This is a genomic window from Streptomyces albospinus (assembly GCF_014648695.1).
Classification (GTDB): Bacteria; Actinomycetota; Actinomycetes; order Streptomycetales; family Streptomycetaceae; genus Streptomyces; species Streptomyces albospinus.
The window spans coordinates 199,905-223,785 of the sequence record NZ_BMRP01000005.1 but is presented as its reverse complement, the minus strand read 5'-3'; the positions used below and the strand labels follow the sequence as shown (position 1 = coordinate 223,785).

17 protein-coding genes are annotated in these 23,881 nt (G+C 73.7%); 14 read left to right on the top strand and 3 right to left on the bottom strand.

Features of this window, described 5'->3' with window-relative positions; all coding sequences use genetic code 11:
• Positions 1-578: 578 nt before the first annotated feature.
• Positions 579-3,539 (top strand): glycoside hydrolase family 84 protein, encoded by a 2,961-nt coding sequence (locus IEZ17_RS10335; protein WP_189298741.1) that lies wholly within the window; start codon positions 579-581, stop codon positions 3,537-3,539.
• An 88-nt stretch (positions 3,540-3,627) separates the two neighbouring features.
• Here the strand turns inward: IEZ17_RS10335 and IEZ17_RS10330 are convergent, their stop codons facing one another.
• Complete coding sequence (locus tag IEZ17_RS10330; protein WP_006605595.1) at positions 3,628-4,164, bottom strand: HNH endonuclease; 537 nt, start codon at positions 4,162-4,164, stop codon at positions 3,628-3,630.
• 288 nt (positions 4,165-4,452) lie between these two features.
• Between IEZ17_RS10330 and IEZ17_RS10325 the strand changes: the two genes are divergently transcribed.
• The 8 genes from IEZ17_RS10325 (at position 4,453) to IEZ17_RS10285 (ending at position 13,524) form a co-directional block, all read left to right on the top strand.
• Positions 4,453-5,538: a mechanosensitive ion channel family protein gene (locus IEZ17_RS10325; protein ID WP_189298739.1), complete on the top strand. Its 1,086-nt coding sequence runs from the start codon at positions 4,453-4,455 to the stop codon at positions 5,536-5,538.
• Positions 5,539-5,690: 152 nt separating this feature from the next.
• Positions 5,691-6,023 (top strand): hypothetical protein, encoded by a 333-nt coding sequence (locus IEZ17_RS10320; protein ID WP_189298737.1) that lies wholly within the window; start codon positions 5,691-5,693, stop codon positions 6,021-6,023.
• A 355-nt stretch (positions 6,024-6,378) separates the two neighbouring features.
• Positions 6,379-7,515, top strand: a complete 1,137-nt coding sequence (locus IEZ17_RS10315; protein WP_189298734.1) for an ROK family transcriptional regulator — start codon at positions 6,379-6,381, stop codon at positions 7,513-7,515.
• A gap of 85 nt (positions 7,516-7,600) precedes the next feature.
• Complete coding sequence (locus IEZ17_RS10310; protein ID WP_189298732.1) at positions 7,601-8,941, top strand: ABC transporter substrate-binding protein; 1,341 nt, start codon at positions 7,601-7,603, stop codon at positions 8,939-8,941.
• Between the two features lie 11 nt (positions 8,942-8,952).
• A complete protein-coding gene (locus tag IEZ17_RS10305; protein ID WP_189298730.1) occupies positions 8,953-9,909 on the top strand; it encodes a carbohydrate ABC transporter permease in 957 nt (318 codons plus the stop codon).
• A gap of 90 nt (positions 9,910-9,999) precedes the next feature.
• A complete protein-coding gene (locus tag IEZ17_RS10300) occupies positions 10,000-10,905 on the top strand; it encodes a carbohydrate ABC transporter permease (protein WP_189298728.1) in 906 nt (301 codons plus the stop codon).
• Between the two features lie 7 nt (positions 10,906-10,912).
• Positions 10,913-12,541, top strand: a complete 1,629-nt coding sequence (locus IEZ17_RS42220; protein ID WP_229852125.1) for a family 4 glycosyl hydrolase — start codon at positions 10,913-10,915, stop codon at positions 12,539-12,541.
• The gene (locus IEZ17_RS10285) at positions 12,532-13,524 is read left to right on the top strand and encodes an N-acetylglucosamine kinase (RefSeq protein ID WP_189298726.1); all 993 of its coding nucleotides are present in this window, start codon (positions 12,532-12,534) and stop codon (positions 13,522-13,524) included. Before IEZ17_RS42220 ends, IEZ17_RS10285 begins: the two co-directional genes overlap by 10 nt.
• 131 nt (positions 13,525-13,655) lie before the next feature.
• On the opposite strand, the gene IEZ17_RS10280 is transcribed toward IEZ17_RS10285, so the two are convergent.
• On the bottom strand, positions 13,656-13,961 hold the full coding sequence (locus IEZ17_RS10280) for a hypothetical protein (protein ID WP_189298724.1): 306 nt from the start codon (positions 13,959-13,961) through the stop codon (positions 13,656-13,658).
• 244 nt (positions 13,962-14,205) lie between these two features.
• Positions 14,206-14,898, bottom strand: a complete 693-nt coding sequence (locus IEZ17_RS10275; RefSeq protein WP_189298722.1) for a FadR/GntR family transcriptional regulator — start codon at positions 14,896-14,898, stop codon at positions 14,206-14,208.
• Between the two features lie 496 nt (positions 14,899-15,394).
• On the opposite strand from IEZ17_RS10275, the gene IEZ17_RS10270 reads away from it, so the two are divergent.
• The 5 genes from IEZ17_RS10270 to IEZ17_RS10250 all read left to right on the top strand — a co-directional run bounded on the left by IEZ17_RS10270 (position 15,395) and on the right by IEZ17_RS10250 (position 23,698).
• Positions 15,395-16,813, top strand: coding sequence for a GlnX family signal transduction membrane protein (locus IEZ17_RS10270; RefSeq protein WP_373299776.1), 1,419 nt, complete (start codon positions 15,395-15,397; stop codon positions 16,811-16,813).
• Positions 16,814-16,857: 44 nt separating this feature from the next.
• Positions 16,858-17,871: a glutamate ABC transporter substrate-binding protein gene (locus IEZ17_RS10265; RefSeq protein ID WP_189298720.1), complete on the top strand. Its 1,014-nt coding sequence runs from the start codon at positions 16,858-16,860 to the stop codon at positions 17,869-17,871.
• 214 nt (positions 17,872-18,085) lie between these two features.
• Entirely contained in the window at positions 18,086-19,396 is a 1,311-nt protein-coding gene (locus IEZ17_RS10260) for a hypothetical protein (protein WP_189298718.1), read from the top strand.
• Positions 19,393-22,083: a serine/threonine-protein kinase gene (locus IEZ17_RS10255; protein ID WP_189298716.1), complete on the top strand. Its 2,691-nt coding sequence runs from the start codon at positions 19,393-19,395 to the stop codon at positions 22,081-22,083. The genes IEZ17_RS10260 and IEZ17_RS10255 overlap by 4 nt, the downstream gene beginning before the upstream one ends.
• A gap of 1 nt (position 22,084) precedes the next feature.
• Positions 22,085-23,698 (top strand): PP2C family protein-serine/threonine phosphatase, encoded by a 1,614-nt coding sequence (locus IEZ17_RS10250; protein WP_189298714.1) that lies wholly within the window; start codon positions 22,085-22,087, stop codon positions 23,696-23,698.
• Positions 23,699-23,881: the final 183 nt, after the last annotated feature.

The window sequence follows — 23,881 nt, the reverse complement described above, 5'->3', positions numbered from 1 at the left end:
GTAGTGGGACACGTCTGCCCTACCCAGTCGGCACGATCGCAGACGTATTCACCGTGCAAACGTGACCCACGTCACACTACCCATCCACAGGCGATTTCACTGCGGGGAGCGCCGACGGGCGCACAGAACACGCGGGAACGGGGTCCGGGAACGCAATTCCTGCGGCGCTCCGCCGTATCGCGCACCTGTCGGCCGGCCGCGACAAAAGGTGCATTCCGCCGGCTGTCCGGAGGGGCCGCCGCCGGGCGAACGGAGCCGCCGCCTAGGCCCGGTTGACACGTTTACCGGCACAATGGTGGGCTCACAGCCGAAGGTCTGTCCGAACGGGTACCGGCGGGTACACAACCCCCCGGTTCTCCACGCCGCGCGCACCACGACCACCAGCCTCCACCGCGGCGACCGCCGGCCGGACGGACGCCTCGGGTGCGCGGGGCCCCGGCGGCCGGGCGGTGGGACGAAGGGGGAGCCGGCGCGGGCCGGTGAGCGCGAGACGGGGACGAGGAGCGACGGTGCGAGTCCGGGGCGTTTGGGGCGGCGGCAGGGCCACAGCGACGGGCCGGGGAGGCACCCGGGCCCGGGTGGCCGGGACGACCGCGCTGGCGGCGGCGGTGATAGGGGGCCTGCTGGGCGGCGTACCGAGCGCCCAGGCGGCGCCCGCCGACCCCTCCGTCGGGACGCCCGACCAGCCGGACCGGCCGGCCGGCGCCGGGCAGGTGCCCGCCGTCTGGCCGCGGCCCCAGTCGCTCCGGCAGCTCGGCACGGCCGTACCGCTCGGCGGGCAGGCCGTCGTGGTGGCGGCGCCGGACACCGACCCGTACGCCCTCGACGTGCTGCGCGGGCTGCTGCGGGACGCCGGGGTGCACACCGTCCGGCAGGCGGCGCCCGGCGACCCGCTGCCCGCGGGCGGGCCGGTGTTCCTCGTCGGCGGCGCCCCGGCGGACGGCGCGCTGCGGGCGCTGCGGGTGCCCGCCCGCGGCGATCTGCCGCCCGGCGGCTACCGGCTCGCCGTCGGCCAGGTATCCGGCCGGGACACCGTCGCCCTGGACGGGGTCGGCACGGACGGCCTCTTCCACGCCGCGCAGACGCTGCGCCAGTTGGTGACGGACGGCCCCGACGGAGGGCGGCAGCTGGCCTCGGTGGCGGTGCGGGACTGGCCCGCGACGGCGGTCCGGGGCACCACCGAGGGGTTCTACGGGCAGCCGTGGACGCGGGCGCAGCGGCTCGCCCAGCTGGACTTCATGGGCCGTACGAAGCAGAACCAGTACCTCTACGCGCCGGGCGACGACCCCTACCGCCAGGCGCAGTGGCGCGACCCGTACCCGGCCGAGCAGCGGGCCGACTTCCGGGCGCTCGCCGAGCGGGCCCGCGCCAACCACGTGACGCTGGCCTGGGCGGTCGCCCCCGGCCAGGCGATGTGCCTGTCCTCCGCGGAGGATCTGCGGGCGCTGCGCCGCAAGGTGGACGCGATGTGGGCGCTGGGGGTGCGCGCCTTCCAGCTCCAGTTCCAGGACGTCAGCTACAGCGAGTGGCACTGCGGCGCCGACGAGGAGACCTTCGGCACCGGCCCGCAGGCCGCCGCCAAGGCGCAGGCCGGGGTCGCCAACGCGCTGGCCCGGCACCTCGCGGAGCGCCATCCGGAGGCCGCGCCGCTGTCGCTGATGCCGACCGAGTACTACCAGGACGGCGCGACGGCGTACCGGGGCGCGCTGTCGGCGGCGCTCAACGACCATGTGGAGGTGGCCTGGACGGGCGTCGGGGTGGTGCCGCGGACCATCACCGGCGGTGAACTGTCCGCCGCCCGCCAGGCGTTCGGCCATCCGCTGGTCACCATGGACAACTACCCGGTCAACGACTACGCCCAGGACCGGATCTTCCTGGGCCCGTACACGGGTCGCGAGCCGGCGGTGGCGACCGGCTCGGCGGCGCTGCTCGCCAACGCCATGGAGCAGCCGGTCGCCTCCCGGATCCCGCTGTTCACCGCCGCCGACTATGCCTGGAACCCGCGCGACTACCGCCCCGCGCAGTCCTGGGACGCCGCCATCGACGACCTCGCGGGCGCCGACCAGGGCGCCCGTACGGCCCTGCGGGCGCTGGCCGGCAACGCCTCCTCGTCGCTGCTGGACGGCGACGAGTCGGCGTATCTCCGGCCGCTGCTCGACCGGTTCTGGAAGACCCGCGAGGCGGCGATCAACCGCGGCCGGGAAGGCGACGACCCCGACTTCGCCGAGGCCGCCGCGGCGCTGCGGGCCGCGTTCCGCACGATGGTCGCCGTGCCGAAGGGCCTGAATTCCGATCTGCGGGCCGAAGTCGGGCCGTGGGCCACGCAGTTGGGGCGCTACGGCAGTGCCGGAGAGCAGGCCGTGGACACGCTGCTGGCGCAGGCGCACGGCGACGGGGACGCGGCCTGGTCGGCGCAGCGCGCGGTGCTGCGGCTGCGTACGGAGATCAAGCAGAGCCCGGTGACGGTCGGCACCGGGGTGCTCTCGCCGTTCCTGGACCGGGCGATGGCCGAGGCGGACGCCTGGACCGGCGCCCGGAACGCCGTCCCGCGGCCGGCGCGGGGCGCCGACCCGGCGTCGCTGACGGTGCCCTTCCCGCGGGCCCGGCCACTGGCCGCGGTGACCGCGCTGACCGAGCCGGGGCCGACCGCGGGCGCGGTCTCCCTGGAGGCGCATGTGCCCGGCAGCGGCTGGCAGCGGCTCGGGCAGCTCTCGGCGACCGGCTGGACCGAGTCGCCGACGGCCGGGCTGCGGGCCGACGCGGTACGGATGACCTGGGCGAAGGGCGCACAGGCGCCGTCCGTGCACGCGCTCACGCCGTGGTTCGACGACACCCCGCGGGCCGGTCTGGAGCTGTCCCGCAAGGAGACCGACGCGGAGACCGGCGGCAGCGCCACGGTGGACGCGCGGGTCTTCTCCCGCCGCCCGGCCGATGTCCACGACACGCTCACGGTCAAGGCCCCCAAGGGCTTCACCGTCCACGCGCCGAAGGAGCTCACCGCGCCCCGCGGCGGCACCGCCACCGTCCCGCTGGCGGTGGACATCCCGAAGGACGCGCCGTCCGGGACGTACGACATCGTCGTGGGCTTCGCGGGCCAGGAGCAGCATCTGACGGTCCGCGTCTTCCCGCCGACCGGCGGCCCCGATCTGGCGCGCGGCGCGGACACCACCTCGTCCGGCGACGAGACCGACGACTTCCCGGCGTCCGCCGCCACCGACGGCGACCCGAAGACCCGCTGGTCCTCCCCCGCCGAGGACGGCGCCTGGCTCCAGTTCGCGCTCCCCCGCCCCACCCGGCTCGGCCTGGTCGTCCTCAACTGGCAGGACGCCTACGCCGCCGCCTATCGCATCCAGGTCTCATCCGACGGCCGCGTCTGGCGCACCGCCGCCACGGTCCGCGACGGCAAGGGGGGCCGGGAGGCGATCCGGATGGACGCGAAGGACGCCCGCTTCGTCCGCGTCCAGGGGGACAAGCGGGCCACCCGGTTCGGGTACTCGCTGTGGGAGGTGGAGGCGTACGCGGTGACGCCGGGCGGCTGAGCGCCGTCCCGGGGCGCTGGGGAACCGCCGTGCCGCGGAAACGCCGTGGCGGGGGCCGCAGAAGCCCCCGCCACGACAAAACCCGGATCTACGCCGATACGGCATCGATCCGGGCCAAGGCGTCATCCGCGCCGTACGGCTGCAAGTAAGGCAGCCAGCGCGGGTCCCTATGGCCCGTGCCGATGATCCGCCACGCCAGTCCTGACGGCGGGGCGGGCTGATGGCGCAGCCGCCAGCCGATCTCGGCGACATGGCGGTCGGCCTTGACATGGTTGCACCGCCGGCAGGCGGCGACGACGTTCTCCCAGGTGTGCTGGCCGCCGCGACTGCGCGGGATGACGTGGTCGACGCTGGTTGCGACGCCACCGCAGTACATACAGCGCCCGCCGTCACGCGCGAACAGCGCCCGGCGGGTCAGCGGAACGGGGCCACGAAAGGGCACTCTCACAAACCGCTTCAAGCGGACGACGCTCGGAGCCGGTATGACATGGGTCGCGCTGTGCATCAGGGCGCCGGACTCCTCAAGGCTGACGGCCTTCTCATTGAGGACGAGGATGAGCGCGCGGCGGAGCGGTACGACGCCGAGCGGCTCGTACGACGCGTTGAGGACCAGGACATGCGGCACGGGTGCCTCCTTGTACGCCGGCGGCGCGTGGCTCGCGCCGGGACGATCTCCCCACAGTGTCCCCCGGTGCCTGGTCGGAGCGCCACCATGACCGGGTAACGGGCCGGAGGTGTTTTCCACCACACCGGCGCAGATCCCGCCGGATCCGGCTCTTTCCGGGCGTTCCGGGGCCGCCTTGATCGAACACAGGCGCGGTCTGCCCTCGTTGCCCCGTTAGTGTGGTAGATCTGCTCGGCTTCTCGGGTCCCACCGCGGCCGGGCCTGCTGTCCCTCACGGAAGGTTCCGCTGTGTACTGGTCCGCTCCGTCGGCCGCCGCCGCGCCGCTGCGCACCGCCGCGTCCGGCTCAACCGGTCCGACCTCCCTCGACGAGGCCACCCAGAAGGCCACCAACGCCGCCGGCTGGGTGCAGGCGAACTGGGGGACGTGGCTCACGTCCGCCTTGCAGATCGTGCTGATCCTCGTCATCGCGGTGGTCCTGCGGCATGTGATCCGCCGCACCATCACCAAGCTCATCGAGCGGATGAACCGCACCGCTGCCGCCGCCCAGGGCACCGCGCTGGGCGGGCTGCTGGTCAACGCCGAGCGGCGGCGGCAGCGCTCCGAGGCCATCGGCTCGGTGCTGCGCAGCGTCGCGTCCTTCGTGATCATGGGCACGGCGGCGCTGACCGTGCTCTCCGTGCTCCAGATAAACCTGGCCCCGCTGCTGGCCAGCGCGGGGGTGGCCGGTGTCGCGATCGGTTTCGGCGCCCGCAACCTCGTCACCGACTTCCTGTCGGGCGTCTTCATGATCCTGGAGGACCAGTACGGCGTCGGCGACGAGATCGACGCGGGTGTGGCCACCGGTACGGTCATCGAGGTCGGCCTGCGGGTCACCAAGCTGCGCGGCGCCAACGGCGCGATCTGGTACATCCGCAACGGCGAGGTCAAGCGGATCGGCAACCTCAGCCAGGGCTGGTCCACCGCCAGCGTCGACGTGCTGATAGCCGCCGACCAGGACCTGGAGCGGGCCCGCGCGGCGATCACCGACGCCGGTGAGGAGATGTCCAAGGCCGAGCCCTGGAACGAGCAGCTGTGGGAGCCGGTGGAGGTGCTCGGCCTGCGCGAGGTCTCGCTGGAGACCGTCACCATCGGCGTCACGGCCAAGACCATGCCCGGCAAGTCCGCCGGTGTGGAGCGCGAGCTGCGCTGGCGCATCAAGCAGGCGCTGGACGCGGCCGGCATCCACCTCGCGCCGCGCCCGGCCGCCACGGAGGACGGCGCGGCGCCGGCCGACCCGACCGCCGGGATGACCGCCCCCTCGGCCCTCGGCAACCCGACGTCCCCGCAGTCGCAGAGGTCGAACCCGATCCCGCCGCCGCAGCTGGAGAAGTAGTCCGGCACGACACAGAGGAGGGTGTGACGCACGTCACACCCTCCTCTGTCATACGGAGCGCTCCCCCGCATCGTGTGCCGGATGTCAGCACCGCCGGTCCGCACGGGACGACCCGCGCGGCCGGTGCGCACGACGGAGAAGGAGATGCACGGATGACCATCCGCAATCGCGTGGCCACGGGGGCCGTCGCCTCGGTACTGATGCTCGGCGGAGCCGCGGCCCTGACGGCCGCCGCCCCCGCTTCCGCGTCCGCCCGGATCCAGAACGACCTCACCTGCACCACGAACACCGACGGCCGCCGGGGCACCGCGGACTGCACCAACAACACCAACCGCACCATCGCCTTCCGGGTGACCGTGGTCTGCGGCTGGTGGCCCGACCAGACCGGCCCGTGGCGGACCCTCAACCCGGGCGCCCGCGACCACTCCGAGGCCACCTGCGACGGCGGCACCGGCGTCGGCAGCGTCAACTGGCAGGAGGGCTAGCACCGTTAGACCGCCGTGAACGGGGGCCGGGCGGCTACGGGGGAATCCGGCCCCAGGAGGGACAGGGGGATCCCTTCAAGGGGGAAGAGGGGGCGTACCGGCCGACCACCGGGCGCCCCCTTCGCCATGTCCGGCCCGTACGGCGCCCGTTGCCCGCGCCGAGCCGCGCCGCGCACGGCACCGCGTGCGCGCCGCGCGGCGGACGAATCCGCCGCCGAAACCATTGACGCGCCCCTGATGCGCGGCCTACCTTCCCTTCCAGAAATTGGAAGGTTTCCTAACAGACACGGGGTGGGCAGCAACCATGGCCGCAGCAGGGCAGGGAACTCCGGGCACACCGCGGGTACTCCGGGCGATGAACGACCGGGCCGCGCTGGACCTGCTGGTGTCCCAGGGGCCGCTGACCCGCACCCGGATCGGCGAGCTGACCGGACTGTCGAAGCCGACCGCCTCCCAACTCCTGGCGCGCCTGACCGCCGCCGGACTGGTGCGCACGACCGGGAACGTCACCGGCCGGCCGGGCCCCAACGCCCAGCTGTACGAGGTCAATCCGCTCGCCGCGCACGTCGCCGCGCTCGCCGTCGACCAGCTCGGCATCACCGCCGCCGTCGCGGACATCACCGGCCGGGTCCTCGGCGAGGCCCGCGTCGGCACCGACGCGGTCGCCGAGGGCACCCCGCACCGCACCGCCCGGCTGGTGGCCGAGGCCGTCGACGGGGCGCTGGAGGCGGCCGGACTCGACCGCGGGCAACTGCACGGCACGGTCATCGGCACGCCCGGCGCCCTCGACCCGCAGACCGGCCGGCTGCGCTACGCCCCCCACCTCCCCGGCTGGCAGTCGCGGACCCTGAAGGAGGAGCTGACCGCCGTCCTCGGCACCCCCCTCGTCATCGAGAACGACGTCAACCTGGCCGCGGTGGCCGAGCAACACGACGGCACCGCCCAGGACTTCGACGACTTCGTCCTGGTGTGGGTCGACGAGGGCGTCGGCGCCGCGATCGTGCTGGGCGGCCGGCTGCTGCGCGGCGCCACCGGCGGCGCCGGCGAGATCGGCTACATGCCGCTGCCGGGCGCCCCACTGGCCCGGGGCGGCGACCGCAGTGCCGCCCGGCCGGACGCCGGCGGCGGCTTCCAGCGGCTGGTCGGCGCACCGAACGTCATCGAACTGGCCCGGGAATACGGGGCGTCGCGGGTCCGTACCGTCGCCGGGGCGCTGGCGCGGGACGACGTCCGCGCGGAGGTGGCGCGGCGGCTGGCGACCGGACTGGCGGCGGTCGTCGCGGTCGTCGACCCGCAGCTGGTGGTGCTCTCCGGCGAGGTTCCGCAGGCCGGCGGCGAGGCGCTGCGCGCCCGAGTCGAGGAGGAGTTCACCGGACTCGCACTGCCCCGCCCGGAACTGCGCATCAGCAACATCGCAGGCAACCCGATCCTCACCGGCGCCCTCCTGACGGCGCTCGCCGAGGCCCGCGACGCGGTGTTCGACACCGCATGAGCGCCGCGCGCGACCGGACGGCCGCCGCCGCACCGCCGTTACCGCACCGACCGCACCGCACTCTCCTGCCGCAAAGGATGGCGCCATGCTGCTCCCGCGTCTGCGTACCTGCCTGCCGGCGGCACTGGCCGGCGCCGGACTGCTCCTGTCGGGCTGCGCCCGTCCCGCCGTCGGCAGCGACCGCGACGACCCCACCGCGCCGGTCACCCTGAACTTCTGGCACGGCTGGTCCACCCCGGACGAGGTGAAGGCCATCGACGACAGCATCGCCCGCTTCGAGAGACTGCACCCCCACATCAGAGTCCGGGCGACCGGAAACGTCACCGACGACACCATGAACCAGGCGCTGCGGGCCGGCGGCGGCGACGCACCCGACGTCGTCTCGTCGTTCACCACCAACAACGTGGGCCAGTACTGCTCCTCCGGGATGTGGGCGGACCTCGACCCCTTCCTGAAGAAGACCGGAGTGGTGAAGGAGAAGGTCTTCCCCAAGCCCCTCCTCGCCTACACCCAGTACCGCGGAAAGCAGTGCGCCCTACCGCTGCTCGCCGACACCTACGGGCTCTACTACAACAAGGACGCCTTCGAAAAAGCCGGCATCAGCCGCCCCCCGCACACCATGTCCGAACTGAAAAAGGACGCCGTCGAACTCACCCGGCGCACAACGGACGGCACCTACCGGCAGCTCGGATTCATGCCCAACTTCAGGCTCTACCAGAACAGTCCGGACCGGCTGTTCGCCCAGTGGGGCCCCACCTATTTCGACCGGAACGGCAAGGCGCAGCTGGCGAAGGACCCGGCGACCAAGGACTTCTTCACCACCCAGCGGGAACTGATCGACGCCCAGGGCGGCTACGGCCCGACGGAGAGGTTCCGCACCACCTTCGGCGACGAGATGTCCTCCCAGAACGCCTTCCTGACCGGGAAATTGGCCATGCACATGGACGGCGAATGGCGCGGCCTCCTGCTGCGGAAAGCCCCTGCGCCCTTCGCCTGGGGCACCGCGCCGATGCCCGTACCGGACGACCGGGCCGACACCTACGGCCGCGGCTGTCTCACCGGCACGGTCGCCGGCATCGCCCACAGCAGCCGGCACCAGAACGCCGCCTGGGAACTGGTGAAATTCCTGACCGTCGACACCGACCAGGTCGTCGCCTTCGCCAACGCCCTCCACAACGTCCCGTCGACCAACGCCGCCCTCACCTCCCCGAAACTCGACGCCGATCCGACCTTCCGCACCTTCCTCGGCATCGCCGCGCATCCGCACAGCACCGCACTGCCGCCATCCATCAACGGCGCCCAATACGTCACCGCGCTCCAGGACTTCGGTTACGACGTCGAAGCCGGAAAGGTCCGCGACCTCGATGCGGGACTCCGCGGACTCGACGCACAGATCGACGCCGACACCCTCCAGTCCGAGAACTGACGGAGCGCCCCATGGCAGCCACCACGACCGGCGCGCCCGCGCTGCGCCGCAAACGCACCCGCGAACGACTGCGCATTCTGGGATTCCTCTCCCCCTGGCTCATCGGCTTCTCGGTCTTCTTCGGATATCCGCTGATCGCCACCGTCTATTTCTCGTTCCTGCACTACAACCAGATCGAACGGCCCGAATTCGTGGGCCTGCGGAACTGGACCTACGTCCTGACCCAGATGCCGCTGTTCGGTCCGGCGCTGTGGAACACGCTGTGGCTGGTCGTGGTGATGGTGGCACTGCGGGTGGTCTTCGGACTGGGCATCGGCCTGCTCGTCACCAGGATCACGTCGGGCGCGGGCTTCTTCCGCACCGCGTTCTACCTGCCCTACCTGGCGCCCCCGGTCGCCGCCACCGTCGCCTTCGTCTTCCTGCTCAACCCGGCGACCGGCCCGGTCAACGGCATTCTCGGCGCGGTCGGCATCCCCGCCCCCTCGTGGTTCAACGACCCCCACTGGGCCAAGCCGTCGCTCGTCCTGCTGTCCCTGTGGGGCATCGGCGACCTGATGGTGATCTTCATGGCGGCGCTGCTCGACGTACCGAAGGAGCAGTACGAAGCCGCCGAGCTGGACGGGGCGGGCGCCTGGGGGAAGTTCCGCTACGTCACCTGGCCGTCGATCACCCCGATCGTGCTGTTCGCGGTGGTCACCGGCGTCGTCCAGACCATGCAGTACTACACCCAGGCACTGGTCGCCGGAAAGCTCGCCTCCGGTGTCTCCATCGGGCCCGGCACCGTCATCCAGCCCGGCTACCCGGACCACTCCACGCTCACCGTCCCACAGCTCGTCTACTCGCTCGGCTTCCAGAACTTCAACACCGGCGCGGCCTGCGCGCTCTCCCTCGTGCTGTTCGCCCTCGCGATGGCCGTCACCGTCCTGCTGATGCGGAAGCGCGCCGGCCTGCTCCCGGCGGAGGACTGACCCGACATGACCGAGGGCCGACCCGACATGACCGAGGGCCGACCCGACATGACGGAGGACTGATCCGACATGACGGAGGACTGATCCGACGTGACCACCACGACGCTCCGCACCCGCCCCGGCCCCGCCCGCGCACTCCGCGCCGCCGGCGGCCCCGCAGCCCGCGCCCGCCGCAAGCGGCTGCTGCACTGGATCGCCGTCCACGCCATGGCCCTCGCCGCCGCCCTCTTCTTCCTCCTCCCGTTCGTCTTCGTCTTCCTGACCGCCGTCATGAGCGACGAGCAGGCGATGAGCGGCGAGCTGTGGCCGCACACCTGGCACTGGTCCAACTACGCAACCGTGTTCACCACCCCCGGCTTCCTCGACTGGTGGCAGAACTCCCTGCTCTACGCGGGCCTGGGCACCCTCTTCACCGTCTGCTCGGCGGTCCCCGTCGCCTACGCGCTCGCCACCTTCCGCTTCCGCGGGCGCCGGGTGGCGATGATCCTGGTCATCTCGACGATGATGCTGCCGCCGCAGGTCGTCGTGATGCCCATGTACCTGGTGTGGGCGCAGCAACTGCACCTCGCCGGCTCCGTCTGGCCGCTGGTCATCCCCATGGCCTTCGGCGACGCCTACTCCGTGTTCCTGCTGCGCCAGTTCATGCTGACGATCCCTCAGGAGTACGCGGAATCCGCCAAGGTGGACGGCTGCGGCGAACTGCGCACGCTCCTGCGGATCATCGTCCCGATGTCCCGCCCCGGTATCGCCGCCATCGCCCTCTTCCAGTTCTTCTTCTGCTGGAACGACTACTTCGGCCCGCAGATCTACGCCGCGCAGAACCCGGCCGCCTGGACGCTCTCCTACGGCCTGGAGTCCTTCAAGAGCGCCCACAACGTCAACTGGAACCTCACCATGGCCGCCACGATGCTGGTCATGGCCCCCGTCATCGTCGTCTTCTTCTTCGCGCAGAAAGCCTTCGTCGAAGGCGTCACACTCACCGGAGTGAAGGGCTGAAACGGACATGCTGCCGACTTCCGGGGGACGACCCCCGTACCCCCGCATCAAACTCGCAGTGGTCGGCGGAGGCTCGACCTACACCCCCGAACTCATCGACGGCTTCGCACGGTTGCGTGACGTCCTGCCGCTGGCCGAACTCGTCCTCATCGACCCGGCCACCGACCGGTTGGAACTGATCGGCGCACTGGCCCGCCGCATCTTCGCCGCGCAGGGGCACCCCGGCCGGATCACCTGGACCGACGACCTGGACGCCGGCCTGGACGGCGCCCACGCGGTGCTGCTCCAGCTCCGCGTGGGCGGCCAGGCCGCCCGCAACCAGGACGAGACCTGGCCGCTGGAGTGCGGCTGCGTCGGCCAGGAGACCACCGGCGCCGGCGGCCTCGCCAAGGCGCTGCGCACCGTTCCCGTCGTCCTCGACATCGCCGAACGGGTCCGCCGCCGCTGCCCCGACGCCTGGATCGTCGACTTCACCAACCCCGTCGGCATCGTCACCCGGGCCCTGCTCACCCACGGCCACAAGGCCGTCGGCCTGTGCAACGTGGCCATCGGCTTCCAGCGCAAGTTCGCCACACTGCTCGGCGTCGCCCCCGAGCAGGTCGAGCTGGAACACCTCGGCCTCAACCACCTCACCTGGGAACGCGCGGTGCGTGTCAACGGCGACGACGTCCTCCCCGAACTCCTCGCCGCACACGGCGACGCCATCGCCGCCCACCTCCGCATGCCCCGCGCCCTCCTGGACCACCTGGGCGCCGTCCCCTCGTACTACCTTCGCTACTTCTACCAACACGACGCGGTCGTACGGGAGTTGCACACCAAACCCTCCCGCGCCGCCGAGGTCGCCGCCATCGAACGCCAACTCCTCGACCTGTACGCCGACCCGTCCCTGGCCGAGAAACCGGCCCTCCTCGGCCAACGCGGCGGCGCCTTCTACTCCGAGGCAGCGGTGGGCCTGACAGCGTCACTGCTGCGCACCCGGCCGGAGGGCCTCGCCCCTGAAGGGGCGGGAGGAGCCGGCGGGGGCGGCAGGGCCCTAGAAGCCGGCGGGGCCGGAGGGGCCACCGGGGTCGGAGGACCCACCGGGGTCGTCGGAGGGCCCACCAGGGGCGGAGCGGCGGCCAGAGTCGGGGCTACCAGGGGCGGAGGGGGCCACGGGGCCACTGCCGAGCCCGGCGGCGCCCATCGGGCGCACCAGATTCCTGGGCCGGGCGACACCCATGGGGCTCCCCGGACTCCCGGGCCGGGCAACACCCATCGGTCTCCTCAGACTCCTGGGTCCGTCGACACCCATCGGGCTCCCCAGACCCCTGGGTCCGTCGACACCCAGATCGTCAACACCTTCAACAACGGCACGTTTTCGTTCCTGCCCGACGACGCGGTGATCGAGGTCCCGGCGACGGTGACTTCCCGGGGGGCCGCCCCCCTCCCCCTCCGCCCCCTCGCCCCCCTTTTCAGTGGTCTGGTCGCGCATGTCACGGCCTATGAACACCTCGCCCTGGAGGCTGCCCTGAAGGGCGGCCGGGACCGGGTCTTCTCGGCGCTGCTCGCGCACCCCCTCATCGGCCAGCTCGACCACGCGAACCGGCTCGCCGACCAGCTGATCGCGCACAACCGGGAGCACCTCACGTGGGCCTGACCGGCACGGCGCTCGCCATCGACGCGGGCAACAGCAAGACCGACGTGGCGCTCGTCGCCATGGACGGCAGGGTCCTCGGCCGGGCCCGCGGCGGCGGCTTCCAACCCCCGATGATCGGCGTCGCCCGCGCGGTGGACGTCCTGGCGCCACTGGTGGCATCGGTGCTGGCGCAGGCCGGACCGACCGGCAGCGGCCCCGTCGACCACATCTCCGCGTTCCTCGCCAACGCCGACCTCCCGGACGAGGTGACCGGCCTGACCGCCGAGATCGCCCGCCGCGGCTGGGCCGGCACCGTCACCGTCCGCAATGACACCTTCGCCCTCCTACGGGCCGGACTCCCGGACGACGGCGAACCGCTGGGTGTCGCGGTGGTCTGCGGCGCGGGCATCAACTGCGCCGGCCTGGGCCGCGGCGGGGCCACCGCCCGCTTCCCGTCGATCGGCCGGATCTCCGGCGACTGGGGCGGCGGCCACTTTCTCGCCGAGGAGGCGCTGTGGCACGCGGCCCGCGCCGACGACGGTCGGGGCGCCCCGACCGAACTCGCCCGCGCGCTCCCCGCGCACTTCCGCCTGCGCACCATGCCGGAACTGATCGAGGCCCTGCATCTCCGGCGGATCCCCGACGCCCGGCGCCACGAACTGACCCCCCTTGTCTTCGACGTCGCCTCGGCCGGCGACTCCCTCGCCCGCGAGATCGTGGCCCGCCAGGCAGAAGAGATCGCCCTCCTGGCCACCGTCGCCCTGCGACGCCTCGACCTGCTCTCCGAGCCCATCCCGGTCATCCTCGGCGGCGGCGTGCTGGCCGTCCGCCACCCCTTGCTCCACGACCGCCTCACCCACCTCCTCACGGAACGGGCCCCGAAGGCCGTCCCCCAGGTCGTCACCGCCCCGCCGGTGCTCGGCGCGGCGCTCGACGCCCTGGACCGGGCAGGGGTGCCAAAGGAAGCGGGGGCCTATGAGCGGCTGCGGGGAGCCTGGGCGTAGGCCGCCCCTCGGGCGTGGGTGCAGGGCGGCTCCGCCGGCTGTCCGGCTCCGGTCGGCCGGCGTCCGGCGTCCGGTGTCCGGCGTCCGGCGTCCGGCGTCCGGCGTCCGGCGTCCGGCGTCCGGCGTCCGGCTCAGCCGACCTGGACGCAGTCCCCCCGGCCCGTCTCCGTGCGCTCGCCGGGGGCCAGGACGATGTCGGCGGGCGGTGGGGAATGGTCGCGTTCCGTGACAATGGTGATGGGGTGGTCGGTGTCGTTGACGATGGTGGTGAGGGTGCCGTCGGCGGCGTGGTAGATGGGGTAGCTGCCGGCCGGGTTGATGTAGGTCGTGGTGCCGATGGTGAGCAATCCGCTGGCCGTCGGGGTGATCGTGGGGGTGGCCGGGGTCCTGGCCGGGGACTTGGCGAGCGGGGCGAGGAGCTTGTTCCAGTAGCCCATGGTGGTGCCTCCGATGCGTGGGTGGGGTGGCCTGGCGACCACCTTTCGTCACTCAGGGTAGTCGTCGGTGGGGTGGGCGTCATCGGCGCGCGGGAGTGAATCGGGGGCGCGGAGAGCCGGGCGCACGCTCCGTGGCGGGGCGGCCCGTGGAGGGGAGACGACGGGGCCGGGACGACGGGGCCGGGACGACCGGGACGGAGTGAGCGGGCCGGGACGACCGGGACGGGACGACCGCCGCGGGCGGTCAGTCGTCGAGTGGCAGGGCCAGGTCCCGTACGTGGCCGGCCAGGAGGAGGACGGCAGCGTCGACGGCGGCCTGGGGGTCCTGGGCGCGGATCGCGTCGGTGAGGCGGGAGTGCGGGTCGGTGGCAGCCGCGGTGGCGGTGTCGAGGCAGGCGGCGCGGCGGAGTTCGTCGCGCAGGGCGGCGCTGAGGGACCGGTAGATGTCGGCGAGGACGGGGTTGTCGCTGGCCTCCGCCACCAGCACGTGGAACTCGGCGTCGGCGGCGGTGAACGCCTCGCTGTCGTGCGCGGCGAGGGCCGCCTTGCGCCGGGCCAGTGCGGCCTCGATGCCGGCGAGTTGGGCGTCGGTGCGGTGCTTGGCGGCCTGGCGCGCGGCGACCACGTCGAGGCCCTGGCGGACCTGGGTGACATGGCTCAGTTCGGCGCGCTCCAGGCGGCGGCGGAGGGCGACCGCACTGTCGTCGTCGGAGATCACGAAGGTGCCGTCGCCCTGCCGGGGTTCGAGGAGCCCGGAGTGGACGAGGGAGCGGACGGCCTCGCGCACCGAGGCGCGGCTGACGCCCAGCGTTTCGGCGAGGGCGCTCTCCGGCGGGATGCGGCTGCCCACGGGCCAGGTGCCGTTGACGATCTGGCCGCGGATCTCGTCGGTCGCGGACTCCACGAGGGACACCCTGCCCTTGCGGACGGTCTGCACGTGATCACTCCCTTCGGCCGGCTGTCCGGCATGCGCCGCGCAGTCCCCCGGGCTGCCCGGTCCCGGTCGTCTGATGTCCGGTGATTCCTCGGTCACTGTAATGCGGGGGCGGGCGGCCGTGCGCGGGCGCGGGGGAGGCGTGCTCGTTCATCGGGGACTGTGGCCGTCCCGGGCGCGGGGGAAGGACGCCCGTCCCGGCCGGAGGGCGCGCGCCGCCTCCGGCCGACGGGCCTCCCTCGTTCCGGCCGCCCGCCGGGCCGTGGAACCGCGCCCGGCGGGCAGGCGTGGTGAGAGGGGAGCGGGCGGGCCGGGTGGGTTGTGGGGCGGGTGGCAATCCGAGCAAGATCGGGTCAAGACCGGTGTGGTTGTCGGTGGCGGAGGACATACTGACGGCCGTGCACCCGTGCCCGTGGGCGCTCTCGCGGGTGCCGGGGCGGGGGCCGGGCCCGCAGTCAGCGACCTAGGGGGTGGTTCGTCGGTGTCGTCCACATCGTCCGTGACGTCGGTTTCCGCGGTGCCGTCCGCGGCGCCCGCGCCGGCCGGCGGCGCCTCGGGGCCCGCGGTGCGGCGACGTACCGCGTGGGCGGAGGGACTGGACCGGCTGCGGGCCGCGGCGGTCACGGAGCCGGGCCGGCTGCGGGCGATCGGGGCGGTGCTGGCGCTGCTGGTGGTGCTGTTCGGGGCGGCCACGGCCTGGCAGGTGTCGGACCGCTCGGCGGCGGCCGACGACGTGGTGGAGCGGAGCCAGCCGCTGACCGCGGACGCGGCGAGCATCTACCGGTCGCTGGCGGACGCGGACACGACGGCCGCCGGGGGTTTTCTGGCGGGCGGCACGGAGAGCCCGGCGACCCGCGCGCGGTATGCGGCGGACATCGCGACGGCGTCGGATCTGCTGGTCAAGGCATCGGCGAACACCCGGGGTTCGGGCACACCGGATGCGGCCGGGGTGCAGATCGCCCGGCTCGGCCGGCTGCTGCCGCGCTATACGGGGCTGGTCGAGACGGCGCGGACCAACAACCGGCTGGGGCTGCCGCTGGGCGGCGCCTATCTGCGGTATGCGAACGACCAGATGCGGAAGGAACTCCTCCCGGCGGCGCGGGCGTTGTACGACGCGGAGACGGTGCGGCTGTCCGCCGACTACGGGCGGGCGAAGGCATGGCCGTTGTTCGCGCTGGCTGCGGGGGTGGCGGCCATCGGTGCGCTGGTCTGGGCGCAGCGCCGGAACTACCGCCGCACCAACAGGGTGTTCGACCGCGGTCTGCTGGCGGCCACGGCGGCTTCGGTGGTGGTGCTGCTGTGGCTGGTGGCGGGGCATGCGGTGGCGCGTGCGGGGCTGTCGGATTCGTACGAGCACGGTGCCCGGTCGCTGCGGGTGCTCAACGAGGCGCGGATCGACGCTCTTCAGGCGCGCGGGGACGAGAATCTGACGCTGGTGGCACGCGGTGCGGTGCTGACGGGCGACCAGAAGGATTTCTACGAGGTCGGCTTCCGTGCCGGGATGCAGGATCTGGCGGGCGCGGGCTCCGAGGGCGGGGCGGCGGCCGGCAGCCGGCTGGGGGCGGCGCTGGCGCTGGCGGGTGACGACGCGGGGCGGCGGCCGGTGCGCGACGCGGTGGCGGCCGTACGGGAGTGGCAGGCGCGGCACGCCGAGGCGCGGGAGGCGGACGACAGGGGGGATTACGGGCAGGCGCTGGCGAAGGTGATCGGCCCGGACGCCTCCACGGGGGCGTCCTTCGACCGGGTCGACGCCGGGCTCCAGCAGGCGCTGGTGCACGAGCAGGACAGGTTCCGGTCGGCGGCGGACGGCGGGCGCGGGGCGTTCGGCGGGCTGGCGGTGGGGGCCGGGGTGCTGGCCGTGCTGGCGGCGGCGGGTGCGGTGCTGGGTATCGGGCGCAGGCTGTCGGAGTACCGGTGATGAGGCCGGATGAGCCGGGTGGGCCGGGTGAGAGGGACATGAGGATGCGCGCGCGAGGGCTCGGGAATCTGCGTGCCGTCCTGGCGCCGGTCGCGGCCGGGATGTCGGTGATGGCGGTGGCCGCGACGATACTGGTGCCGGCGCTGGGCCGGGACGCCCGGAAGAGCGCTCCGGACGGGGTGTCAGGCCCCCTGGCGGTGCATCGTGCGTACGGGCCGGGGGCGGGGCAGGCCCGGTCGGCGGCGGCGAAGTGCACGGCGGGCACTGCCGCGGAGAGCCTGCGGCCGTCGCCGGACGACGGTCCGGCGGTGGAACGGATCAAGAAGAAGGGCCAGTTGGTCGTCGGCGTCGACCAGAACACCTATCGGTGGGGGTACCGCGATCCCGGTACGGGCCGGCTGGAGGGTTTCGACATCGATCTGGCGCGGGCCATAGCCAAGGACATCCTGGGGCCGGACGCCAAGGTCGTGTTCCAGGCGGTGCCGACCAACCAGCGGATCCCGGCGGTGCAGAAGCGCACGGTCGACATGGTGGTGCGGACGATGACGATCAACTGCGTGCGCAAGGAGCAGGTGGCGTTCTCGACGGCGTACTTCCAGGCGGGGCAGCAGGTGCTGGCCCCGAAGGCGTCGTCGATCCGGGCGTTCGACGATTCGCTGCGCGGCAAGCGGGTGTGCACGGCGGCCGGTTCGACGGGCGAGACGGCGCTGGCGGCGCAGAGCCACGGCGCGCAGGTGCTGCGGGTGCCCAACCAACTCGACTGCCTGGTAAGGCTCCAGCTCGGCGAGGCGGACGCGGTGGTCACCGACAGTGCGCTGGCCGCGGCGCAGGCGGCGCAGGATCCGACGGTCGAGCTGAAGGGCAGGCCGTTCACGGACGAGTCGTACGGCGTGGCGATGAACAAGGACGACACGGATCTGGTGCGCCGGGTCAACAAGGTCCTGGACGACTATCGGGGCGGCGGTGCCGACAGCCCCTGGATGCGGGCGTACCGCACGTGGCTGAAGGCCGATCTGCCGGGGATATCGGGGCCGCCGTCGCCGGAGTACAGCGACTGACGGCGCGTCCGGAGGGCGGTGGCCGACGGTGTGTGCGGGTGTGCGGCGGCGGGGAGGGCGGCGGCGGATGGCCACCGGCTGCAACTGATCGCCCCACGGAGCGCCCGATGGGTTCACTATGGAGGGGCTGGAGCGGGGGAAGGGAGCGGCAGGACCGACGAGTGACCAGGCGCACCAACCACCGTGCACCGTACGCGTATTGGAGAGGTGATCGATGGGGGTCCCTGGACCCTTCCCCGGCTCGGCGGCGAGTCCCGATGCCCCGGTGCCGGATCGGGAGGAGGTGGACCGCGCGCTGGCGCGGCTCGGTGCCGAGTACGAGGCGATCGAGACGTCGCTGCTGGCGTTGCAGGACCATGCCGGCCGGCGGCTGCTGGAGGGCGCCGAGCTGTCGGGCACCACCAAGGAGCGCTGGGCCGCCGCGGAGCGGTCCATCACGGTGCTGTGGTCGCTGTTCGACGCCTATACGGCGGTGCTGACGGCGGCCCGTGATCTGCGCGCCCGGCGGCGCTGGCCGTCCGTGGCGGATCTCGCGGAGCTGACGGAGCTGCTGCACGGCGGCGAGGTGACGGTTCCGGGCGTGGATGCGGCCGGCGGCCCGGTGGTGCCGGGCGAGCGGTTCAGCCTGGAGGGGCTGGTCGAGCGGATGAACGGGCTGTACGCGCGCTCGCTCGACGTCATCGTGGCGGCGGACGCGGTGTGGTCGGCGCTGCCGGCCCGTATAGACCTGCTGGCCGCCGAGTTGCAGCGGACGCGGTCGCTGGCGCACTCGGTGGGGGTGCGCCCCGGGGAGCATCCGGCGGGCGACGACCTGGAGCGCATCACGGACGAGCTGGTGCGGCTGCGCGCCCAGGTGATCGCGGACCCGCTGGCCTTCTGGGTGTCGTCGTCGACGGGGAGTTCGGCGCCCGGCGGCGGCCGTCCGGACACCGCCCGCTACGACCGGGCGGCGCGGGCGCTGGAGGACATCCGGCGCGAGGTGGCGGCGGTGCTGGACGTGCGGCAGGACGCGGAGCGGCGGCTGATGCTGCTGCGGGACGTGCTGTCGCGGGCGGACCGGACGCTCACCGAGGCGCGGCAGGCCCGCGGCGAGGTGCTGGCGAAGATCGCCGCGTCGGAGGTGCCGGCGGTCAGCGGCCCGTCGACGGTGCTGCACGAGCAGCTGGTGGCGGCTGCGGAGTACCGCCGCCGGGCGCAGTGGCACCGGCTGTCGCCGCTGCTGGACAGTCTGGAGGAGCGGGCCGAGGACGAACTCCACCGGGCCCGTGAGTCGTTGACTGCGGTGACCGCGCCGCTGGCGGTGCGCGCCGAGCTGCGCGGCAGGCTGGACGCGTACCGGGCGAAGGTGGCGCGGCACGGTCTGGCGGAGGATCCGCTGCTCGTCGAGCGGTACGACGTGGCGCGGCGGATGCTGTGGAGCGCGCCGTGCGATCTGCGGGCGGCGGAGCAGGCGGTGTGGCGGTATCAGGAGGCGGCGGCGGAGGCGCTGACTCTGGAGCAGGTGGACGGCAAGGGGGAGTCGTGACGGAGCGGGACGGGGCGCGGTGCCAGCGGCGGGACTGCGAGGGGCGGTACGGGGACGTCGGCGGCGGCGAACTGTACTGCGACGTCTGCGGACTGGCGCCGGTGGTGTCGCCCGAGGGGCTGCTGTCGTCGCCGGCCACGGGTGTGACGGCGCGGGCGCTGATCGGGGGCGCGGCGACGGTCGCTGCGCCGCCGCCGACGGGGGTGCACTCCCCCGGGACGGCAGGCACCCACGCGTCCGGTGACCGCGGCGGTGACGGCGGCGGTGCGTCCGGGCCGTCCGGCGCCGGGCGCCCCTCGCGCGCCCTCGGGGGCGGTGATGCGGCCCGTGAGAGATCGGCGGTGTCGGTGCGCGGTTCGGGCCAGGGCAGCGGTGCGGGCGCCGGTTCCCGTTCCGGGTCGTCGCGGGGGCGGCTGGGCGCGGGCCTGGTGGCGGTCCCCGGGGTGCCGCGGCCCGATCCCCGGTCGGCGGTGCTGGAGCGCCCCGAGGTCCCGGAGCGGAAGCGGTTCTGCAGCCGCGGCGAGTGCGGGGCGCCGGTGGGCCGCGGGCGGGGCGGCGAGCCGGGGTGGACGGAGGGGTTCTGCACCAGATGCGGCCATCCGTACAGCTTCGTGCCCAAGTTGCGGCCCGGGGACGTCGTCCACGACCAGTACGAGGTCGTGGGCTGCCTGGCGCACGGCGGGCTGGGCTGGATCTACCTGGCGATGGACCACGCGGTCGACGACCGGTGGGTGGTGCTGAAGGGCCTGCTGGACACCGGCGACGAGGAGGCGCTGGCCGCGGCGGTGTCCGAGCGGCGGTTCCTCGCCGCGATCGAGCACTCCAACATCGTGCGGATCTACAACTTCGTGGAGCATCTGGACCGGGCGACGGGCAGCCGGGACGGCTACATCGTCATGCAGTACGTCGGCGGCAAGTCGCTCAAGGACCTCGCCAACGAGCGTCGTACGCCCCAGGGGCGGCGCGATCCGCTGCCGGTCGAGCAGGCGTGCGCGTACGGCATCGAGGCGCTGGAGGCGCTCGGGCACCTGCACAGCCGCAAGCTGCTGTACTGCGACTTCAAGGTCGACAACGCCATCCAGCAGAACGACCAGCTCAAGCTGATCGACCTGGGCGCGGTGCGCCGGATGGACGACCACGAGAGCCCCATCTACGGCACGATCGGCTACCAGGCGCCCGAGGTCGCCGAACTGGGCCCGTCCGTCGCCTCCGACCTGTACACCGTCGCCCGCACCCTCGCCGTCCTCACCTTCGACTTCCAGGGCTACACCAACGTCTTCGCGGACTCGCTGCCGGACCCGGACAACATCGAGGTGTTCCGCACGTACGAGTCGTTCTACCGGCTGCTGGTGCGTGCCACGGACCCGGACCGGGACCGCCGCTTCGCGTCCGCGGAGGAGATGGCCGAGCAGCTGACCGGCGTGCTGCGGGAGGTGGTGGCGCTCCGGTCCGGCGAACAGCGGCCGGCGCTGTCCACCCTCTTCGGGCCGGAACTGCGGGTGGTGGACACGGAGTTGATGGCTCCGGCGGCGGGCGACGGCTCGCGGCTGGGCGCCCGCGGGGCGCCCCCCGGCGCGGCGGAGGAGCCGGCGGACGCGCCCGCCGGTCCCGTGCTGCGCCCGCTCGACACGGCCGGGGCCGCGCTGGCGCTGCCGGTGCCGCGGGTGGATCCCGACGACCCCAACGCCGGTTTCCTGGCCGGGCTGCACGCCGCCCCGGCCGAGCTGCTGGCGGCGCTGCGCGCGGCGCCCGCCGACTCCCCGGAGGTCCGGCTCCGTACGCTGCGGGCCCGTCTGGAGCTGGGCGAGGGCGCGGCGGCGCTGGCGGCCCTGGAGCCCGCCGATACGGATGCCGGGTCGGACGGCGACTGGGACGACCGGCGGGCCGCCGGGAAGGCGGGGGCGGACGCGGACTGGCGGACGGTGTGGCACCGCGGGCTGGTGCTGCTGGCGACCGGCGACCGGGAGGGTGCCGCGCTGGCCTTCGACGTGGTCTACGACGCCTTCCCGGGCGAACCGGCGCCGAAGCTGGCACTGGGCATCAGCGCGGAGCTGCTGGGGCAGTTGGAGAACGCCGCGGAGTACTACCGCCTTGTGTGGACGGCCGACCGCAGCTATGTCAGCGCCGCGTTCGGGCTGGCCAGGGTGCGGCTGGCGGCCGGCGACCGGGCGGGCGCCGTCGAGGCCCTGGAGTCCGTGCCGGAGTCGTCCATCCACTACACGGCCGCCCGGGTCGCCGCGGTCCGGGCCCGGCTGCGGGAGCGCTCGCCGCGCGAGGCGCTGCTGCCGGATCTGCGGGCCGCGGCCGAACAGGTCGAGGCGCTCGCGGACTTCGGGCTGGACGACCGGCGGCAGGCGCAGCTCGCCACCGAGGTACTGGGCAGCGCCCTGGACTGGGTACTCTCCGGGAGCCACGGCGACGGCCCGGACGGTCAACCGCCGGAGGGTCAATCGCCGGACGGTGCACGACCGGGTGAACGACCGGACGGTGAACGGCCGGACGGGGCCGCCGCGCCGCCCGTACCGCCGCAGCGGCCACCGCTGCTGGGCAGCGCGCTGGACGAACGCGGCCTGCGGTTCGGGCTGGAGCGGTCGTACCGCCTGCTCGCGCGGCTTGCGCAGCGTGGCGAGGAAAGGATCGAGCTGGTGGAACGGGCCAACCGCTTCCGCCCCAGGACGTGGGTGTGACATGAGTGTGACTGGGCCGTCCCGGTGCCGGAGCTGCGATGAGCTGCTCGATGCGGGGGACAACTTCTGCGGGCGGTGCGGCGCCGAGCTCCTGACGCCGGCCGCGACGGGGGACGGAAGGCCGGACGGACCGCCGGTGGCGGCGGGCGGCTACGGCGTCCCGGCGGGCCGCGGGGCCCCGCCGGCGGCGGCAGCCTACGGGGCGCCGTCCGGATTCGGGCCGCCCGCGGGTGCCGCCGTCCCGGCGGGGCCGCCGCCCGACCCCAAGACCCGTATTCCGTACGGGGATGCCGGCGCACCGCCGGCGCCGGGGCAGCTGCCCGATGCGGCCGGCGCCCGGCCCGCCGACCCCCGGGTCGTCGGGTACGAGGCCGTAGCCGACGCCGCGGCCGGAGCGGAAGCACCGGCAGAAGCGGAAGCACCGGCGGAAGCGGAAGGACAAGGACAAGGACAAGGGGAAGGGGAAGCACCGGTGGCGGCGCCGGCCGGGGGGCGGGCCGCGGCCGGGGAAGGGGCCGGGGCTCCGGCCGGGACGGCGAACGAAGCAGAAGGCGCAGTGGAAGCCGCAGCGGTAGGCGCAGCAGAAGCCCAAGCCCATCCGGAAACGGAACCAGAAGCGGAAGCGGAAGCCGAAGCGAAAGCAGAACCGGAACCGGAACCGGAAGCAGCAGGGGAAGCCGTGCCGGGAGGCCCGGCGGACGCCGGTGCGGAGGCCCGTGCGGACGCCGGTGTGGACGCCGCCCCCGCGGCACCATCCCCCGGGACCCCGGCGCCCAAGCCTCAGCGCGACCATCTGGAGAGCGAGTTGGCGGGCATCGCGGCCGTCAGCGACCGCGGCCACCGCCACCACCGCAACGAGGACTTCTTCGCACTGGCGGCCACCGCGCTGCCGGACGGTTCGCCCGCCGTGGTCGCGGTGGTCTGCGACGGGGTCTCCTCGGCGACCCGCCCGGACGACGCGTCCAAGGCGGCGTCCGAGACGGCCGGTACGGCCCTGCGGCTGTCGCTGGCGCGCGGTACGCACCCCCAGCAGGCCATGCACGAGGCCATCATGGCGGCCTCCACGGCGGTCGACGCGCTGGCCGCCGACCCCTCGATAGCGCACGATGAGTACCGCCAGCAGAACGCCCCGGCCTGCACCTTCGTCGGCGCGGTGGTCGGCGGCGGGCTGCTGACCGTCGGCTGGGTCGGCGACAGCCGCGCCTACTGGATCCCCAACGACCGCACGGCGCCGCCCGTCCGGCTCACCGAGGACGACTCCTGGGCCGCCCAGATGGTCGCCAACAACCTGATGACCGAGGCCGAGGCGAACGCCGACGAGCGGGCGCACGCCATCACCGGCTGGCTGGGCGCCGACGCGTACGAGGTCGAGCCGCACACCGCGGCGTTCAAACCGGACGGCCCCGGCGTGGTGGTGGTGTGCACGGACGGACTGTGGAACTACGCCGAGTCGGCGGACGCGATGGCCGCGGTGCTGCCCTTCGACGCGCCCGTACGGCCGCTGCACGGCGCCCGCACGCTGGTCGCGCACGCCCTCGGCGGCGGCGGGCACGACAACGTAACGGTCGCGCTCGTGCCGTTCCCCGCGCCCACGGGAGGGGCAGGATCGGCCTGAGCATCCCAAAACCGCATCGGACGGACAACCGGCCCCTCCTGCCGCGGCAGCCGCCCGCCCCCGAGCCGGCCGGCGGGGCGGGGCCCAAGGAGCGGACCAGATGGCCAACTTCGCCAAGTCGCGCGTGCCGCGCTTCTCCGCCGAGGTGCACCAGAACCCCTGCCTCCCCGAGGGCGGACGGGA

Coding starts and splice junctions, on each gene's coding strand:
- IEZ17_RS10320 (WP_189298737.1), top strand. CDS start 5,691: ATGACCATCCGCAATCGCGTGGCCACGGGGGCCGTCGCCTCGGTACTG.
- IEZ17_RS10315 (WP_189298734.1), top strand. CDS start 6,379: ATGAACGACCGGGCCGCGCTGGACCTGCTGGTGTCCCAGGGGCCGCTG.
- IEZ17_RS10310 (WP_189298732.1), top strand. CDS start 7,601: ATGCTGCTCCCGCGTCTGCGTACCTGCCTGCCGGCGGCACTGGCCGGC.
- IEZ17_RS42220 (WP_229852125.1), top strand. CDS start 10,913: ATGCTGCCGACTTCCGGGGGACGACCCCCGTACCCCCGCATCAAACTC.
- IEZ17_RS10260 (WP_189298718.1), top strand. CDS start 18,086: ATGGGGGTCCCTGGACCCTTCCCCGGCTCGGCGGCGAGTCCCGATGCC.
- IEZ17_RS10305 (WP_189298730.1), top strand. CDS start 8,953: ATGGCAGCCACCACGACCGGCGCGCCCGCGCTGCGCCGCAAACGCACC.
- IEZ17_RS10265 (WP_189298720.1), top strand. CDS start 16,858: ATGCGCGCGCGAGGGCTCGGGAATCTGCGTGCCGTCCTGGCGCCGGTC.
- IEZ17_RS10250 (WP_189298714.1), top strand. CDS start 22,085: ATGAGTGTGACTGGGCCGTCCCGGTGCCGGAGCTGCGATGAGCTGCTC.
- IEZ17_RS10280 (WP_189298724.1), bottom strand. CDS start 13,961: ATGGGCTACTGGAACAAGCTCCTCGCCCCGCTCGCCAAGTCCCCGGCC.